At 70.9% G+C, this 16,454-nt stretch carries 15 protein-coding genes; 8 read left to right on the forward strand and 7 right to left on the reverse strand.

Translation table 11 applies throughout. The features are described 5' to 3' along the window. From VF665_RS07725 to VF665_RS07745, 5 genes are all read left to right on the forward strand, one after another. On the forward strand, positions 1-1,385 hold a 1,385-nt coding region (locus VF665_RS07725), incomplete at its 5' end, for a hypothetical protein (RefSeq protein WP_331052833.1). Continuing rightward, positions 1,382-2,791, forward strand: a complete 1,410-nt coding sequence (locus VF665_RS07730) for a dipeptidase (RefSeq protein ID WP_331052834.1) — start codon at positions 1,382-1,384, stop codon at positions 2,789-2,791. The genes VF665_RS07725 and VF665_RS07730, both read left to right, overlap by 4 nt. Further along, positions 2,788-3,459 (forward strand): hypothetical protein, encoded by a 672-nt coding sequence (locus tag VF665_RS07735; RefSeq protein WP_331052835.1) that lies wholly within the window; start codon positions 2,788-2,790, stop codon positions 3,457-3,459. Before VF665_RS07730 ends, VF665_RS07735 begins: the two co-directional genes overlap by 4 nt. Then, positions 3,447-4,589: a hypothetical protein gene (locus VF665_RS07740; RefSeq protein WP_331052836.1), complete on the forward strand. Its 1,143-nt coding sequence runs from the start codon at positions 3,447-3,449 to the stop codon at positions 4,587-4,589. The genes VF665_RS07735 and VF665_RS07740 overlap by 13 nt, the downstream gene beginning before the upstream one ends. Further along, on the forward strand, positions 4,586-5,413 hold the full coding sequence (locus tag VF665_RS07745; protein WP_331052837.1) for an amidohydrolase family protein: 828 nt from the start codon (positions 4,586-4,588) through the stop codon (positions 5,411-5,413). The genes VF665_RS07740 and VF665_RS07745 overlap by 4 nt, the downstream gene beginning before the upstream one ends. A 6-nt stretch (positions 5,414-5,419) precedes the next feature. On the opposite strand, the gene VF665_RS07750 is transcribed toward VF665_RS07745, so the two are convergent. From VF665_RS07750 to mug, 5 genes are all read right to left on the reverse strand, one after another. Continuing rightward, positions 5,420-6,808: a sigma 54-interacting transcriptional regulator gene (locus tag VF665_RS07750; RefSeq protein ID WP_331052838.1), complete on the reverse strand. Its 1,389-nt coding sequence runs from the start codon at positions 6,806-6,808 to the stop codon at positions 5,420-5,422. A 371-nt stretch (positions 6,809-7,179) separates the two neighbouring features. Then, positions 7,180-8,658, reverse strand: a complete 1,479-nt coding sequence (guaB, locus tag VF665_RS07755) for an IMP dehydrogenase (protein WP_331052839.1) — start codon at positions 8,656-8,658, stop codon at positions 7,180-7,182. Between the two features lie 128 nt (positions 8,659-8,786). Then, on the reverse strand, positions 8,787-9,506 hold the full coding sequence (locus VF665_RS07760) for a hypothetical protein (protein WP_331052840.1): 720 nt from the start codon (positions 9,504-9,506) through the stop codon (positions 8,787-8,789). Between the two features lie 4 nt (positions 9,507-9,510). Then, positions 9,511-9,783, reverse strand: a complete 273-nt coding sequence (locus tag VF665_RS07765; protein ID WP_331052841.1) for a hypothetical protein — start codon at positions 9,781-9,783, stop codon at positions 9,511-9,513. A 258-nt stretch (positions 9,784-10,041) separates the two neighbouring features. Further along, complete coding sequence (gene mug, locus VF665_RS07770) at positions 10,042-10,605, reverse strand: G/U mismatch-specific DNA glycosylase (RefSeq protein WP_331052842.1); 564 nt, start codon at positions 10,603-10,605, stop codon at positions 10,042-10,044. An 86-nt stretch (positions 10,606-10,691) separates the two neighbouring features. Here mug and VF665_RS07775 point away from each other — a divergent pair, with 86 nt between their 5' ends. Then, positions 10,692-11,147 (forward strand): hypothetical protein, encoded by a 456-nt coding sequence (locus VF665_RS07775; RefSeq protein ID WP_331052843.1) that lies wholly within the window; start codon positions 10,692-10,694, stop codon positions 11,145-11,147. A gap of 145 nt (positions 11,148-11,292) precedes the next feature. On the opposite strand, the gene VF665_RS07780 is transcribed toward VF665_RS07775, so the two are convergent. After that, the gene (locus VF665_RS07780; protein ID WP_331052844.1) at positions 11,293-11,844 is read right to left on the reverse strand and encodes an NADPH-dependent FMN reductase; all 552 of its coding nucleotides are present in this window, start codon (positions 11,842-11,844) and stop codon (positions 11,293-11,295) included. 251 nt (positions 11,845-12,095) lie between these two features. On the opposite strand from VF665_RS07780, the gene VF665_RS07785 reads away from it, so the two are divergent. Next, positions 12,096-14,432, forward strand: a complete 2,337-nt coding sequence (locus tag VF665_RS07785) for a CDC48 family AAA ATPase (protein WP_331052845.1) — start codon at positions 12,096-12,098, stop codon at positions 14,430-14,432. A gap of 730 nt (positions 14,433-15,162) precedes the next feature. On the opposite strand, the gene VF665_RS07790 is transcribed toward VF665_RS07785, so the two are convergent. Next, the gene (locus tag VF665_RS07790) at positions 15,163-15,951 is read right to left on the reverse strand and encodes an enoyl-ACP reductase (RefSeq protein ID WP_331052846.1); all 789 of its coding nucleotides are present in this window, start codon (positions 15,949-15,951) and stop codon (positions 15,163-15,165) included. A 261-nt stretch (positions 15,952-16,212) separates the two neighbouring features. On the opposite strand from VF665_RS07790, the gene VF665_RS07795 reads away from it, so the two are divergent. Then, a partial coding sequence (locus VF665_RS07795) for a hypothetical protein (protein ID WP_331052847.1) occupies positions 16,213-16,454 on the forward strand: 242 nt, incomplete at its 3' end.

A 16,454-nucleotide genomic window follows, 5' to 3' on the forward strand; every position in this document is an offset into this window, starting at 1 on the left:
GTTCCATGCCATACGACGACTTTGACGACGACCCGCCGCGGTTCGGCCCCGGCGGCAACCGCGGCTTTCCGGCGGGCGCCTACGCCCTCGGCGGCGCGGACGACGGCGCCTTCGCCGCGGACGACGGCCCCGGCCCCGGCCCCGGCCGCTGGACGTCGGACGACGGATACGTGCTCGCGCTCCCCGCGCCGGTGTGGGGCGGCTACCCGCGCTGGCGGATGCGGCGGCGCTTTCCGCGCCCGGCCCTGCTGGCGGGGCTGGCCCCGCGGGCGCGGCGGATGGGCACGCTGCGCGGCCTGCGCTCGGGCGCGGCCTTTCCCGTGTTCGCCGCGCACGCGGGCGGGCGCCGGTGGGGGCTGGTCACGCGCCTGCGCCGCGAGCTGGAGGCCGAGGTGCACGAGATCGTGGCCGTGCGCCCGGTGGAGGAACTGCACCGCGCCTTGGCCGCCTCGCCCGAGCCCATCCCCGACCTTCCCGCCCCGCCCGCGCGCCCGGGGATGACGGCGGATGGATGGAAGCTGCGGCTGCCGCACCGCGGGCTGCACTCCATCCTGTCCCGGCTGCGCCCGTCGGACCTGTCCGCGATGGCGGGCGGCCCGCTCCCGGCCGATCCCGCGCCCACGGTCGTCCGCTCGGTGGCGCGCATGGCCGCCCAGGCGCGCCGCCGCGGCAGCCTGCGCGACCGGCGCAGCGGCAAGCGGATGGAGCTGTTCGAGACGCCCGGCTACTCGCTGCTGGTGAACCCCGTGGGCGAGATGCAGGGCGAGATCGTGGCGGTGCGCCCGGAAACCGATGTCCTCGAACGGATGGTCGGCAAGGGTCCCAAGAGTTCGTCCCCCCAGGCTCCGATCGGGCCCGCGGAAAAGGTGGAGATCACCATCAACTGGGTGGGCCACTGCGGACTCGGAGAAAACTGCCCCGGATCGGGAAACCGGCAGCGCATCTACGTCATTACCCGGGTCATGGGCTCCAAGCACAAGCCCCTGATGGTGGGAATGACCCAGGAGAACGACATCAAGGACCGGATGCTGGGCTACGTGCACTGTGCGCGATCGCTGGGGCAGAACGCGGACCGGTTCGTCGCGCACGTGGGTGAAGTGACGGTGGTCCGCGGCCGCATGCGCCTGCTGGATGTGGAGTCCCTGGTGATGCGCCTGCTGAACAACCTTCACCAGAACGTGCGCAACGTGTCCATGGCGTCCCGGGCATCCGTCGGCCTTCGCCTCATCGAGATCACGCACACCGGCGCCGTACCGCCCTTCCTCCAGATTCCGGGATTCTCGGACAAGAAGCGGCTGACCGGTGCGACCGCCCACACCGGCTCCGGGTCGCTGTGGAAGACCGTCATCGAACCGAACGTCGTCTTCGAGACGCCCTGGGGATGATCGCGCCCGCCGCCCACCCCGCGCTCGCGTACGCCCGCGCCCGCCGCGCCGTGATCGTGGACGAGTTGAAGCGCTTCGTCGCGATCCCCAGCGTGGCGGGCGACCCCGCCCACGCCGCGGACGTGCGCCGCTGCGCGGAGTGGCTGGCGGAGCACCTGCGCTGCATCGGCTTGGACGCGCGGGTGGAGAGGACGTCGGGCGCGCCGCTGGTCGTGGGCCGGTGGAGCGGCGCGCCGGGGCGGCCCACGGTGCTGGTGTACGGCCACTACGACGTGCAGCCGGCCGACCATCCCGCGGAGTGGACCAGCCCGCCGTTCCAGCCCGCGGTGCGCGGCGACGAACTGTTCGGCCGCGGCGCCTGCGACGACAAGGGGCAGCTGTGGGCGCACGTAAAGGCCATCGAGGCGCTGCTGCGCACCACGGGGCGCCTGCCGGTGAACGTGCTCTGCGTGTTCGAGGGGGAAGAAGAAGCGGGGAGCGCGGGGCTGCTGGACGCGCTCCGGCGGTCGCCGGAGCGGTTCGCCGCGGACGTGGCGCTCGTCTCCGACACGCCCATGCGCGCGCCCGGCCGCCCGGGGATCACGTACGCGCTCCGCGGCGCGCTGAGCCTGGAGGTGGAGGTGCGCGGCCCCCGGCGGGACCTGCACTCGGGCGTGTACGGCGGCGCCATCCACAATCCGCTGCAGGCGCTGTGCGAGATCGTCGCGCGGCTGCACGGGGCGGACGGCCGCATCGCCATCCCCGGCCTGTACGACGGCGTCCATCCCCCCGCGCCGGGGGAGCGTGCCTACCTGGCGCGCAGCGGCCCGGCGGACGCGGAACTGCTGGCCAACGCCGGGGACGCGCCCGCCGGCTGGGGCGAGCACGAATGGTCGGCGTACGAGCGCTGCACCCTGCGCCCCTCGCTTTCGGTGAACGGGATCAGTGGAGGGCACGCGGGCGAGGGCGGAATGGCCGTCATCCCCGCGCGCGCCGTCGCCAAGCTGAGCCTGCGCCTGGTGCCGGGGCAGGACCCCGCCCGGGTGGAGCGGCTCGTCCGCCGCCACATCCCCCGCCTCGCGCCAAGGACGGTGATGGTGGAGGTGCGGACGCGGTTCGGTGCCCATCCCGCGCGGATGGACCCACGCCACCCCGCTCTGCGCACCGCCGCCCTCGCGCTGCGCGACGCGTTCGGCGTTGCGCCCGTCTTTCTCCGCTCCGGCGGCACCATTCCCGTGGTCAACGCACTGATGGACGCGCTCGGCGCCCCGGTGGTGCTGATGGGCCTGGCGCGCCCCGGCGACGGGATGCACGCGCCCGACGAGCGGATGCACCTGCCCACCCTTTTCCGCGGCATCGACGCGTCCATCCGGTTTCTGTGCCGGATGGGCGAGACGGCGCCGGCCTTACGAGGAGCCATCCGATGACCCTCACCCAAAGCGGCCGCTGGGTGCGGCGGGGCGGACGCATCACCCTGTTTCCGGCGGATGACGGCGGGATGCAGGGCGAGCTTGGCGGCCCGCTTTCTACCAACGCCGCCATCCATCCCCGCATCGATGTACACGCGCAGTACGCGCTTGTCCGCATGTCAAAGGCGGACGCCGCCTGGCGCGCCGCGGCGCTGGGGATGCTGGGCGCCGTCAAAGCCAACCAGCTGGGGATCTACAAGGTGGACCAGCAGGTGCCCGCGCTCCGGGCCAAGACGTTGGGCGGATGGTGGAACGTGATCCCCAAGGGGCAGAACGCCGCCGTGTTCCTGGATCCCGCGCAGCCGCTCGCACAGATGCCGCTGATCGTGTTCCGCGACGCCGTCAAGGCCGCCCCCGCCCTGCTGGACGCCGCGCTGCGGGCCGCGTGGGAAACGTATCAGCGGCTGGGCAGGTGCCAGGTGCCGGCCAACGGCCCGTGGCAGGCGGACATGACCCCGGGCAGCACGCCTGCGAACCTGGTGCCCCGGATGATGTGCAGCGCGGGGCCGGACTCCAGGCCCGTTCCCGATCAGCCCAGGCGCCGTTCCCCCTGCTGCCGCACTGGACCGGCAACGTGGCTCGGACGCCCGACGCCCGGTGCGGAAATCTGCAGGTGGTGCGCATGACCCCGGAGGTCATGAACCCGGGCTTCCTGGACAGCACCGGAGAGGCGATCGTCAACAGGCAGCTCGAGGAAGGGCTCAACGACGTCATCAAGGCGATTTTCACCCCGGAGGAGAGCAGGCGAATCCGGGCGGCCGTCGTGGATCTCACCGGTTCAAAGCTGTGCCGCCCGTCGTTCGCGGGGTTCAGCGCGAACACGCCCGGCGACGGAGGCAGCCTCGCGAAGATCCTCGCCATCTACGCTCTGCTCCAACTGCGCTTCGACGTGCAGTGGCTCGCCACGTCCGAGGACATCAGGAGCCGCACAGAGCTGCTGGATCGGGCTCACAAGCTTTGGGCCGGGGCAGGTGTCCCTCGCAACGTGCACCCCGAAGCGGCATGGCTCCTGTTCCTGACCGAGCGGCCGGGTGCGCCGGTGCAGGTGGAAATCAACTGGCCAGCGGGGCGGCTGGTGTACTGCACCGCCCGCAACTGCAACTGGACCGCCTCGCTGCTCGTCAGCAAGCTCGGCATTCCGTTCATCACCTCGGCCGTGTGGCAGGCGGGGCTCTTGAACCGGGTGCGTGGCGGGCTGTGGCTCACGAGCGGGTACTGCCAGGAGCGCGGAAAGCCGTGCGACACGCGGACAGACCACTGCATGGCCGACGCGAGGGAGCCGGACTGCACGTTTCCGGGAGAAATGCTGCGCTCGTTCGCGCAGGTTCTTCCCACCACGCCCCTCAGCCCGCACAACGTCACCGCCCTGGGGGTCGCCGTCTTCTACTCGCTGCTTGCGCAGGGAAGGCTTCCGGACGGCGACGCCACCGGCCGCTTTGCCGACGCGGTGGATGGCGCCTGCACGTATTTCTGGCCCAGAAGCCTGCCGAACGCCATCCGGATCGCGGCCAAGTGCGGCCGTACGGTGGACGCCGCGAACAGGGAGACGGAACTGGGTCACGACGGCGCGCTGGTGCGCCGCTTCGTAACGCTGCACAACGACTACACGATCGAGTACGCCGTCGTACTGCTGACCACGGGGATCAAGGGCAAGAAAACGAAGTTTCCCCGGCTTCTTGACTCCGTGGACAGGCTGATCCAGCGGCTGAATCCGCCGCCCTCCCCAGAGCTCCGCGCGCGGAGCCCCCGCCCATGATCATCGACTGCCACTGCCACGCCGGCGCGGGGGACGGGCTTACGGGCCCGTGGGACACCCGCGCCCCGCTGAACGACTACCTGCGCTGGGCGGATGAGGCCGGGATCCGGAGGACGGTGCTGTTCGCCGCCTTTCACTCGGACTACGCGGTCGCCAACGCCGAGGTCGCGCGGATCGTCCGCGCCCGGCCGGACCGGTTCTGGGGGTTCGCCTTCGTGCACGCGGAGCGCGACGCCGGGCGCATGGCCGAGCTGGTGGGGACGGCGGTGCGCACGTACGGGTTCCGAGGCATCAAGCTGCACCGCCACGACGCCCGCATCAGCCGCGAGGTGTGCCGGGCGGCGCGCGCGTGGCGCATCCCCGTGCTGTACGACGTGATGGGCGAGGTGCCCGCGGTGGAGCTGCTGGCCACGGAGTACCCGGACGTGGACTTCATCATCCCGCACCTGGGCAGCTTTGCGGACGACTGGCGCGCGCAGAACGCGCTCATCGACCTGCTGGAGCGGCACCCCAACGTGTACACCGACACCTCGGGCGTGCGGCGGTTCGACATCCTGCAGAAGGCGGTGCGCAGGGCAGGCGCGGGCAAGTTCCTGTTCGGCAGCGACGGGCCGTGGCTGCACCCGGGCGTGGAGCTGGAGAAGGTGCGCGCCCTTCACCTTTCCCCCGCGGACGAGCGGAAAGTGACCGCCGGCAACCTGCTGCGCCTGCTCGCCAAGCGCAGGCGTGCGCCGGCCCGGCTCGCCGCCGCGCCCGTCCCGGCCCGGAGCTACGCCGCCCCGCACGGGCGAGACCCGTGGGAGGGCGAGGCGCAGATCCCGTGAGCCTGGTCAGTTCGCAGCCGGAACGCCGCTCCGCCCCGCGGCCTTGCGCATCTGCAGCGCGCGGTCCGTTACGCCCAGACGGCGGGCGGCGCGCTGCAGGTTGCCCTCCTCCTCCAGCACGGCGATGCGGATGGCGGCGTCCGTGGCGATGCGGCTGATTTCCTTGAGCCCCACGCCCTGCACCAGCGCGCGGCGGATGCACGTTTCAAAGCCCGTGTCACGCCAGTCGTCGGCCGAGCCGTCCGGCGCGGGGCGCTCGTCTTCCGGCAGCTGGCCCATGGTGACCGGCCCGTCGCCCACGCACCGGCAGGCGACGCGCGCGGCGAGCTGGCGCAGGTCGCGCACGTTGCCCGGGTACGCGCGGGCAAGCAGAAACTCGCGCACGGGCTCGTCCAACTGCGCGGGCTGCGCGCCCGGACGAAGCTCGGCCAGGAAGTGCTCGAACAGGGGAATGATGTCTTCCGGCCGGTCGCGCAGGGCGGGAAGGCGGCAGGTGACGCTGGCGATGCGGTAGTACAGGTCTGCCCGGAACGCGCCGCGCGCCACCTCGTCCACCAGGTCGCGGTTGGTGGCGCACACCAGCCGGAAGTCCGTCTTCTGCCAGGCGTTGCCGCCGGTGCGCTTGTACGTTTTTTCCTGCACCACGCGCAGCAACTGCGCCTGCAGGGTGGGCGGCAGTTCGCCCACCTCGTCCAGGAACAGGGTGCCGCCGTCCGCCAGCGCGAACGCGCCCTCCCGCGGCCCCACCGCGCCGGTGTACGCGCCGCGCTCGTGGCCAAAGAACTCGCTTCCCGACAGCTGCGGGACCACCGTGGTGCAGTCCAGCAGCACCAGTTCGCGTTTGCGCGGCCGGGTGTCCAGCGCGTGGATGAGGCGCGCCACCAGCTCCTTGCCGGTGCCGCTCTCGCCCGTCACCAGGACGGGCACATCCGTGAACGCCGCGGCCTCCACCACCTGCCGCAGCAGCCCCAGCCACACCGGGCTGCGCCCCACCAGGTGATTGCGCACCAGCGGCGAATCCACCAGCCGGTCCACCGCCGCCCACCGCTCAAAACGGGCGAGCGCCGCGCGGGCCGCCTCGGCCGCCACCTCGCGCGCAAAGACGTCGGAGGCGCCGGCGCGCAGCAGCCGCCATCCCTGCCCGTTCGCCACCGCGGACCCGCTGGTGCCCAGCGCCAGCACCCGCGCCCGTCCGGCCTGGCTGGTTTCGCGCACGAAATCGCACAGCTCGTCGCTCACCTGGTCAAACAGCACCACTCCGCAGCCGCCGGTTTCGTCCGGGTCCAGGGGCGCCAGGCTCAGCCCGCCCGCGGCCATGGCCGCCAGCAGCTCGCGGCAGCGCGAGCGGCTGGCTTCTCCCGCGAACACATGATGCCAGACCTTGGAAAGGCTCATGAAGTGTGGAGCATCGCCGGGCGGGCGGGATACGCGCGAGCGCGAGGGACCGGCGGCCAAAGCAACGCGTATACCAGAAACCGGCGCCGCAGAGAGACTCCGCTTTCCGCCACTTTCCTTGCACAGGCCGCTCCGCCTGCCGGCTGCCACTGCGTACAGATTGAGGCATTCGCGCGACAACGTGGACACCGGCGCCCCAGCCCTCCGCCGGGCTCGCCGCGCCCGTCCCGAACCCCGACAAACGCGCCGGGGCGAGGAAGCCATCGCGCTCCCCCGCCCCGGCATTCTCCCAACACTCTCGTACTCTCGTACTCTCGTACTTTCGTACTTCCCTTTCCGCACTCACGCACCCAGCACTAACGCACTGGCCGTTACGAATGGTAGTTCGGCGCCTCGCGCGTGATCGTAACGTCGTGCGGATGGCTCTCGCGCAGCCCCGCGCCCGTGATGCGCATGAAGCTGGGTTCGGCGCGCAGCGTCTCGATGTCCGGGCAGCCCAGGTAGCCCATCCCGCTCCGCAGCCCGCCCACGAGCTGGTAGATGGTGTCCGCGGCGGGGCCCTTGTACGGCACGCGCCCCTCGATCCCCTCCGGCACGAACTTGCGCGCATCCGCAGACGAATCCTGGAAGTAGCGGTCCGCCGAGCCCTCGCTCATGGCGCCCAGCGACCCCATGCCGCGAACGATCTTGAAGCGCCGCCCCTCCAGCAGAAACGACTCGCCGGGGCTTTCCTCCGTCCCCGCAAGCATGCTCCCCATCATCACCGCGTGGGCGCCGGCCGCCAGCGCCTTCACCACGTCGCCGGAGTACTTGATGCCGCCGTCGGCGATCACCGGCGCGCGCCCCGCCGCGCCCTCCACCGCGTCCATCACCGCCGTCAGCTGCGGCACGCCCACGCCCGCCACTACGCGAGTCGTGCAGATGCTGCCCGGGCCCACGCCCACCTTGACCGCGTCCACCCCCCGCTCCACCAGCGCCGCCGCCCCGTCGCGCGTCGCCACGTTGCCGCCGATGATCTGCGCGTCGGGAAAGGCTTCGCGAATGCGGGCGACGGCGTCCAGCACCCCCTCGCTGTGCCCGTGCGCCGTGTCGACGACGAGCACGTCCACCCCCGCCTGCACCAGCGCGTGCGCCCGGTCCAGGTCGCGCAGGGAGGCGCCGATGGCCGCGCCCACGCGCAGCCGGCCGCGCTCGTCCTTGCACGCGTTGGGAAACTGCGCCCGCTTGCGGATGTCCTTTACGGTGATGAGCCCCTGCAGCCGCCCCTCCCCGTCCACCACGGGAAGCTTTTCGATGCGGTGGCGGTGAAGGATCTGCACCGCCTCCTCCAGCGAGGTGCCCACCGGCGCCGTCACCAGCCCCTCGCTGCGCATCACCTCGCGCACGGGGCGGCTGCGGTCCGTCTCGAACTGCAGGTCGCGGTTGGTGATGATACCCACCAGCCGGCCGTCGTCCTGCACCACCGGAATGCCGCTCACGCTGAAGCGGTTCATCAGCGCCAGCAGGTCCGTCAGCAGCTGGTCCGGGCGGATGGTGACCGGGTTCTGGATCATCCCGCTCTCCGACCGCTTCACCCGGTCCACCTCCTCGGCCTGCCGGTCGATGGTCATGTTCTTGTGAATGATGCCGATGCCGCCTTCGCGGGCCATGGTGATGGCCATGCGGCTCTCCGTCACCGTGTCCATCGCGGCCGCCATGAAGGGGATCGCGAGGTCGATGCGGGAGGTCAGGCGGGTGCGCACGTCCGTCTGCGCCGGCAGCACCGCGGAGCGCCGCGGCACCAGCAGCACGTCGTCAAAGGTCAGCCCTTCGCCCACGAAGCGGGACGAGGGCGTGTCCGGTCCGTTCATCAGGCCTCCAGAATGCGCGAAACCCGCCGATCCTGCGCTCCGCGAGGGAGGAGGACGACGGGCGTTTCGGGTGCTTGCACGGTGTTCCGTGGTTCCATGGCGGATATTATCCCGCCCCGCGCACCCTGTCAACTCGCCGCGCGAAAGTCCGTCCCCGGCGCAAGCGTCCGTCCCTCCGCCGTGGCAAAGGCGCTCGCCGCCGTGAGAATGCCGGCCGGATCGTGCATGGCCGACTGCGCCTGCATGTAGCCGTGGATCAGCCGAGTGAGATCGTGAAAGGTAAGGCTCTCGGGGTTTACGTGCAGCGCGGCGCAGGCCCGCGGAAGCGCCGCCCGGAAGTCCTGGTACCGGTCCGCGATGCGCTCCGGCCCGGGCAGAAACACGGACCGCGGCGTGTGCGAGAGCAGAAAGTTGCGCACGTGCCGGATCACGTGCAGCACGTCCTCGGCGTGGGCGCACACGTCGTGGCCCGCCACGTCGGAGATGAACCGCTGGTACCGGTACCGCTCGGTATCCAGCACCACCGCCGCCTTGCGCTTCTGGTCGCGCACCCCGTACTCCTTGGCGCCCATGAACAGCCCGAGCTCCAGGGGCATGTTGAAGCGGGGCAGCGGCGGGTCGCCGTCGCACTCCGTGCGCGAGATGTCGTGAATGGCCAGGCGGCACTCGCGGATGATTCCCTTGATCTTCTGGATCCGCACCTCGCTGCCGTCCTCCACCTCCAGCGCGCACCGCGGAACAAAGCCGCAGTGCATCACCGAAAAAGTAATGGCCTCGAAGAGAGGCCAGTACATCGTGTCGAACGGACAGTTGATGAAGACGCAGTCGTTGTAGGAACTGGTTTCCATGGCGTCACTCCGCCTCGAGGCGTGCACGCCCCACCAGCCGCCGGGTCCTGCGCGCCGCCGGCCTGCGTCCCGGCATGGCGGCGCGGGCCACCGGCTCCGGGGCGCACGCCGGGCCCTCCAGGCGGACGGCCACCGCGGGGATGATGAAGCCCCCCATGGGCGACCGCCGGAGCGAAGCGTCGGGCACGCCGTCGAACAGCGGAATGCGGGTGCCGCCCAGCGCCTGCGCGAACGCCCTGGCGGCCTGCTCGGCCGTAAAGCTGGGGTGGTTGGTCATTGCCGGTTCCTCCGGGTTGGGTGCTCGTAACGCGTCCACTTTCCCTTGACGCTGGCCGAAAGGTAAGGCCCTCCCACCCATTCGTAAAGGGTTTTCTTCACCCCTCCTAAATCCCTACCCTATAACGCCATAGACGAGATTTTTCCTGTGTCGCCGATCCGTCTCACCCGTGGCTGAAAAGGGTTCGGTCTGTCATGTTCTGCCGCTGCGCTGGCGTCCAGTTAGCTCCGCGCGCCATCAGCACTTGCGGCGCTTCGCTCACTCCGCCGCTTCCGCGTTCGCCGCGTCGTGCAGCTCGCGGAACAGGCGGGCAAAGTCGGCCGGGCGGTAATTGGCGTTCAGGCCGCTGGGATTCGGCAGCACCCAGACCGGCCGGCCGCCGACGGTATCCTCCTGCCGCCCCAGCGCGGCCTTCGGTCGTCCGAACGCCGTTCGGTAGGCGCCCAGCCCCAGCACGGCCAGGTACCGCGGCGCGAACCGCCGCACCTTCTTGTCCAGCGCGCGGCCGCCCTCCGCGAGTTCGGCCGCGGTGAGCTCCGCGGCCGCCGTGGATGCACGGTCCACGATGTTGGTGATGCCGCACCCGGCCCGCAGCAGCTCGTCCTCTTCCGACGGGTCCAGGATGCGTGGCGTGAACCCGCCCTCGTGCAGCGCCTTCCAGAAGCGGTTTCCTGGGCGCGCGAAGTGGTGCCCCACAGCCGCGGTGTACAGGCCCGGGTTGATGCCGCAGAACAGCACCTTGAGCCCCGGCGCGATGATGTCGGGAACCAGCGTGTCCGCCGCGGCGGCAATCTCTTCCTTGCTCGGTCTGCGCGTGGGCATGCAATTCGTTGGGTGTTGCGATTGACAGCCAGCCATCGGGCATTGAACGTACTGCGGACGCTCCCACCCCGCCCACCGCGGCCACGATGCCTCGTTCCCTCCGCCTGCTCGCCCCGCTTCTGCTGCTGCCCGCCGGCTGCAAGCCCGCGGCGGACGCGCAGCTCAGCCCGGTGACGCGGATGGAGTACTGGGATCAGAGCAACGTGGCCGAACAGCGCCAGTGGATGGTTCGGGATGAGGCCGGATGGGCACAAGCCAGGGTGCGGCTGGGAGCGGACAGCGACGGCGTCACCGGCCGGCTCGCGATTGATTTTCGCCACGAGATGGTGATCGTTGCGACGGCCGGGCGCGGAAGCTCGGCGGCTCCGGAAATCCGGCTGGACGGCTACCGTGCCGCCGCCGATACCACGTTCATCCACGTGTCCTACATCCTCCCGTGTTCGGCCGCCGACGACATTACGAAAGCCTTTGTCGTCGGCGTTCTGCCGCGCGCGGACGGACCCGTTCGCATTGTGAGACGGCGCTTGGCGGCTGCCTGCTGACCGCGCTCGCCGCCTCTCTCCTCCCCGAGCGCGGCGGCGATCTCCATCATGGTGCGCGGGAGGCGGGAACCCCGCCGACCTGAACGGGGTTGCGACGCACACCCTTCGTTTCACGGCCGGGTGTCCGTCCCTATCCACCGTCCAGTCACCCCCGCCGCGCGGCGGCGAACGCGTGGAAGTCGCGCAGGAAGTTGGCGAGGAACTGGCGCGTCGCCTCGTCCGTCAGTCGACCATCCGAGAACTTGGTCTGCGCGGCACCCACCAGCAGTCCGGGGTGCGGCATGACGTGAACGAGCGTGGCGTACAGCACTTCGCGCAGGTGCACCTGCATGCGCGCCGTCCCGATCCCCCCACCCGACGCACCGCCGATCGCCGCCGGCTTCCCCGACAGCACCGACTTGTAGCCCGGCCGCGATGCCCAGTCGATGGCGTTCTTGAGCACGCCCGGCACGCTGTAGTTGTATTCCGGCGACACGATGAACAGCGCGTCCGCCTCCGCGATCCGCCGCTTGAGATCCACGACGGACGCCGGGCGCAGTTCATCCGTGTCCAGGTCGCCGTTGTACATGGGGATGTCCGCCAGCCCCTCGTACGGCTCGATGGTCATCCCCTCCGGCGCAAGCTCCACCGCCGCGGCCAGAAGCGCGCGATTGTACGAAGACTGTCGCAGGCTCCCCGCGATCCCCATCACCCGCATCGTGATCCCCCCGATTGTCGTTGCCGCATCCACCGCGGACGCGAAAGCCGCCGGCGCACCCCGCACGGGGCACGCCAGCGGCTGTGACGGAGAGCGATTCCGCCTGCGCACCGCGTCTCGGGACGTGCCGGAAATCCGGTTGAAACGCGCGTGGAACAAGGCTTGAACGGAAAGGACCGGCGATTGCGGGAGCTTTTCGGGGTGAGCGGCGGGGGAGCCCATTCCCATACACGGGCCAGGGAGCGGATCGAATGGCGGATCAGCCGGAAGAGCAGCGGGACCGGAACAGCAAGGACATCCGCGTACAGGTCGCGGGGGCCAAGGGGCCGGACGTGGGCAAAGGGGTCGCGCGGCTGGGGCGGCAGACCTTTGAGCGGCTGGGGCTCAGCGAGGGCGAGGTGGTGGAGATCGTGGGCAAGCGCACGACCGCCGCGCTTGCCCTTCCGCCCTATCCGGAAGATGAGCAGACGGACCTGATTCGCCTGGACGGCCTGCAGCGCGCCAACGCCGACGCCGGCATTGGCGACCACGTGCAGCTTCGCCGCGCGGAAATGAAAGCCGCGCGCAAGATCACCATCGCCCCCGCCGCGCCCAACATGCGGCTGATGGGCTCCGGCGACGCGCTGCGCCGCACGCTGTTTCAGCGGCCGCTGGTGACGGGAGACGTGATCAGCACCTCCGTGTACCGCCGCGGCGGCACGCGCTCCACCGACCCCAATCCGCTGCCGGAAGACATCCTGCGCACCCTGCTGCAGCAGACCACCTTCGGCCTGCAGGAGGTGCGGCTGCGCGTGGTGAACACCAATCCGCGCGGCGTCGTGCAGGTGGTGCAGGAGACGGAGATCGAGCTGCTTCCGGAGTACGAGGAAGCCACCGAGCGCCGCAGCGCCGACGTCACGTACGAGGACATCGGCGGCCAGGGAAACACGGTGGAGCAGGTGCGGGAGATGATCGAGCTTCCGCTCAAGCACCCGGAACTGTTCCAGCGCCTGGGGATCGACCCGCCCAAGGGCGTGCTGCTGCACGGGCCTCCGGGCACCGGCAAGACGCTGATCGCGCGCGCCGTGGCCAACGAGGCGGACGCGCAGTTCTTTCACATCGCCGGGCCCGAGATCATGGGCCGCTTTCACGGCGAAAGCGAGCAGCGGCTGCGCGACGTGTTTCAGCAGGCGGCCGAGCAGGCGCCGTCCATCGTCTTCATCGACGAGATCGACAGCATCGCGCCCAAGCGGGAAGAAGCCACGGGCGAGGTGGAGCGCCGCATCGTCGCCCAGCTGCTCACGTTGATGGACGGGCTGGAGCCGCGGCAGAACGTCGTTGTGATCGGCGCCACCAACCGGCCCAACGCGCTGGACGAGGCGCTGCGGCGGCCGGGGCGCTTTGACCGCGAGATCGTGATCGGCGTGCCTGACATGTCGGGGCGGCGCGAGATTCTGGGCATTCACACGCGCGGCATGCCGCTGCACGACGACGTGGACCTGGACGAGATCGCGCGCGTCACCTACGGCTTCGTGGGCGCGGACCTGTCTGCCCTGGCGCGCGAGGCGGCCATCGAGACGCTGCGCCGCCATCTGCCCAGCATCGATCTGGACCGCGACGAGATCCCGCCCGAGGTGCTGGAGCTGCTCATCGTCTGCCGGCAGGACTTTCTGAGCGCGCAGAAGCGGGTGCAGCCCAGCGCCGTGCGCGAGATCATGATCCAGGTGCCCGACGTGGGGTGGAGCGACATCGGCGGGCTGGAAGAAGCGCAGCGGCTGCTGCGCGAGGGCGTGGAGCTTCCGCTCAAGCACCCGGACGCCTTCCGCCGCCTGGGCATTCGCCCGGCGAAGGGTTTCCTCCTCTACGGCCCGCCGGGGACGGGCAAGACGCTGATCGCCAAGGCGGTGGCGCGCGAGTCGGAGGCCAACTTCATCGCGGCCAAGTCGTCGGACCTGCTCAGCAAGTGGTACGGCGAAAGCGAGCAGCAGGTGTCGCGCCTGTTCCAGCGCGCGCGGCAGGTGGCGCCAACCGTGATCTTCATCGACGAGATCGACTCGCTCGCGCCGCAGCGGGGCGGCGGGATGGGTGGCGAGCCGGCGGTCACGGAGCGCGTGGTGAACACCATCCTTGCGGAGATGGACGGGCTGGAGGAGCTGAACGGCATCGTCGTCATCGGCGCGACGAACCGGCCCATGCTGCTGGATCCCGCGCTGACGCGTCCCGGCCGGTTCGACGAGATGGTGTACATCCCCGTGCCGGAGCGGTCCGGGCGCTTGAGAATTCTGGAGATTCACACCAAGGAAATGCCGCTGGCCGGCGACGTGGACCTGGACACGCTGGCGGAGCGCACGCACGGCTACACCGGCGCGGACCTGGAGGACCTGGTGCGGCGCGCGGGATTGCAGGCGCTGCGCGAGAACCTGGAGATCACCGAGGTGCCCATGCGCTTTTTTGAGGCGGCGCTCAAGGAGACGCGCGCGTCGGTGACGCCGGAGGTGGAAAAGGAGTACGAGGAGATCGCCGAGCAGCTGAAGCGCGAAAGCCCGCGCGGGCCCAAGCGCATCGGCTTCATGAGCCCGGCGGAGCTGGAGGCGTTCGCCCAGCGCTGATCCTCGCGCGATGAACGACACGGCGCCGCTCTCCGGGATGGGGAGCGGCGCCGTGTCGTTGGTCGGCCTCGAGCGTGGGGCGGAGTTCCCGGGCGGCCCCCACCCGGGTTCGCATGACTCACCCACCCTCCCCCGAAACGGACTGGGGAGGGTTGGGCGCGGCGGCAGGTCCGGTGTGCGGGTCAGAGATCCGCGTCACTGAGAGTTTCCTGAGCGGATGAATCCGCCGCAACAACGGCGGAAAGTCTCCCCAAACAGACGGGGAGACTTCACCGGCACGAGGCGGCAGGCCCGACGCCCGGAGCCAGGTCCAGTGCGGGGGCCTGAGCGGAATCCGCCGCTCCAGAAGCGGAAAGCCCCGACACCGCGCCCACAGGCGCGGTTCGGGGCTTCACCCAACCCGGCCCATCTCGCGGCGGCCGCACGCACCGGCACAGCCCGCCGCAGTCCGCGGCCGACTTCGTGTGGTTCGACCTGCGGTTTCAACCGCCGGGCGGAGGCCGGGTCACGCGTGCGTCATTCGCCTCCGCACCGACCCGATCCGAAGCCGCGGACACGAGCCGAACCGGTCTCCCGAGCCGAACGGCTCCCCCTCGCCCGCTTGCGGGAGAGGGGGCTGGGGGGAGAGGGGTGCCTCAGCATGCGCCGAACCGTCCGAACCACTCAACACCTGTCCTGCGGCACTCACGCACTCACGCACCCAGCACTCACGCACTCCCGCCACGCCGTCCTATCCCGCGGTGATGTTGAACCCCGCGTCCACGTACATCGTCTCGCCGGTGATCCCCGTCGACAGGTCCGACGCCAGGAACAGCGCCGTGTTCCCCACCTCCGACGGCTCCACCGTGCGCTTCAGCGGCGAGCGCTCGGCGGTGATCTTCATCAGGTCGCGGAAGTGCGCCACGCCGCGCGCCGCCAGCGTGTTGATGGCGCCCGCCGAAACGGCGTTCACACGAATGCCGCGCTGCCCCAGGTCCACCGCCAGGTACCGCACCGAAGCCTCCAGCGCCGCCTTGGCCACACCCATCACGTTGTACCCGGGCACCGCCTTCTGCGACCCGTAGTACGTCATGGTCACGATGCTTCCGCCCTCCACCATCAGCGGCGCAAAGGCGCGGGAGAGGCCCACCAGCGAGTAGGCGCTGATCTCGTGGGCGGCCAGAAAGTCCTCGCGCGAGGTTTCCAGGAACGAGTTGGCCATGGCCGTCTTGGGCGCGAATGCGACCGAGTGCACCAGAAAGTCCAGCTGCCCCCAGCGCTCCCGCACCTGCTCCACCACCGACTGGATCTGCGCATCGTCGCGCACGTCCATGTCGTAGGTGGGCACCTCGCCCAGCGTGGCGATGGTCTTGTGCACGCGGTCGCGCATCACCTCGCCCTGGTAGGTAAAGGCCAGCTCCATCCCCGCCCCGTGCAGCGCCTGTGCGCAGGCCCAGGCGATGGAGTTCTGGTTGGCCACCCCGACAATGAGGCCCTTCTTTCCGGCGAGGAGGCCGGCCAGCGGCGCGTTTTCAGACATGGAGGTCAAGATCCTGATGAGGATGAGCTGGAAGCGGACGGCGTTCTCGGCGGCACCACAGGCGCGACTGGGGCCGTGCGAGGCGGCGTGGACGGCGCGGGTACCGGCGAAGGGGCCGGACCGGCCGGAGCCTGGGTACGGGCGGAGTCCGCCGCGGGATTCGCGGGGCGCGTCGCGCCGGCGGCCGGCGTGGCGGCGCGTGGCGCGGGCGCCGGGCGCGGCGTGCGGAGCGGAACGTCGCCCCCGCCCACCAGCCCGTTGATGTTGCGCACCCCGGTCACGCGCACGCGGAACGCGGTGTTGGCCGGCAGCGGCTGCGCGGGGCGGATGGACAGTTTCTGCGAGGGGAGCGGCCCGCGCGGCGTGCTGTCGGCGCGGGCGGAGTCCGCGCGCGCGGCGCGGCCCGGCGCGCCCGTCCGCGGCTGGGCGCGGCCGCCCGCGCTGTCGGCGCGCGCGGCGGCGCTGTCGCCCCCCGTGGTGTCGCGCGGCGCGGGCGGCGCCCC

It is taken from the genome of Longimicrobium sp., from assembly GCF_036387355.1.
Taxonomy (GTDB): domain Bacteria; phylum Gemmatimonadota; class Gemmatimonadetes; order Longimicrobiales; family Longimicrobiaceae; genus Longimicrobium.

Excerpts from the sequence above, each read along its gene's own strand:
- VF665_RS07750 (WP_331052838.1), bottom strand. The coding sequence starts at position 6,808 with ATGAGCCTTTCCAAGGTCTGGCATCATGTGTTCGCGGGAGAAGCCAGC.
- VF665_RS07790 (WP_331052846.1), bottom strand. The coding sequence starts at position 15,951 with ATGTCTGAAAACGCGCCGCTGGCCGGCCTCCTCGCCGGAAAGAAGGGC.
- VF665_RS07775 (WP_331052843.1), top strand. The coding sequence starts at position 10,692 with ATGCCTCGTTCCCTCCGCCTGCTCGCCCCGCTTCTGCTGCTGCCCGCC.
- VF665_RS07785 (WP_331052845.1), top strand. The coding sequence starts at position 12,096 with ATGGCGGATCAGCCGGAAGAGCAGCGGGACCGGAACAGCAAGGACATC.
- guaB (WP_331052839.1), bottom strand. The coding sequence starts at position 8,658 with ATGAACGGACCGGACACGCCCTCGTCCCGCTTCGTGGGCGAAGGGCTG.
- VF665_RS07735 (WP_331052835.1), top strand. The coding sequence starts at position 2,788 with ATGACCCTCACCCAAAGCGGCCGCTGGGTGCGGCGGGGCGGACGCATC.
- VF665_RS07765 (WP_331052841.1), bottom strand. The coding sequence starts at position 9,783 with ATGACCAACCACCCCAGCTTTACGGCCGAGCAGGCCGCCAGGGCGTTC.
- VF665_RS07760 (WP_331052840.1), bottom strand. The coding sequence starts at position 9,506 with ATGGAAACCAGTTCCTACAACGACTGCGTCTTCATCAACTGTCCGTTC.
- VF665_RS07780 (WP_331052844.1), bottom strand. The coding sequence starts at position 11,844 with ATGCGGGTGATGGGGATCGCGGGGAGCCTGCGACAGTCTTCGTACAAT.
- VF665_RS07745 (WP_331052837.1), top strand. The coding sequence starts at position 4,586 with ATGATCATCGACTGCCACTGCCACGCCGGCGCGGGGGACGGGCTTACG.
- VF665_RS07730 (WP_331052834.1), top strand. The coding sequence starts at position 1,382 with ATGATCGCGCCCGCCGCCCACCCCGCGCTCGCGTACGCCCGCGCCCGC.
- mug (WP_331052842.1), bottom strand. The coding sequence starts at position 10,605 with ATGCCCACGCGCAGACCGAGCAAGGAAGAGATTGCCGCCGCGGCGGAC.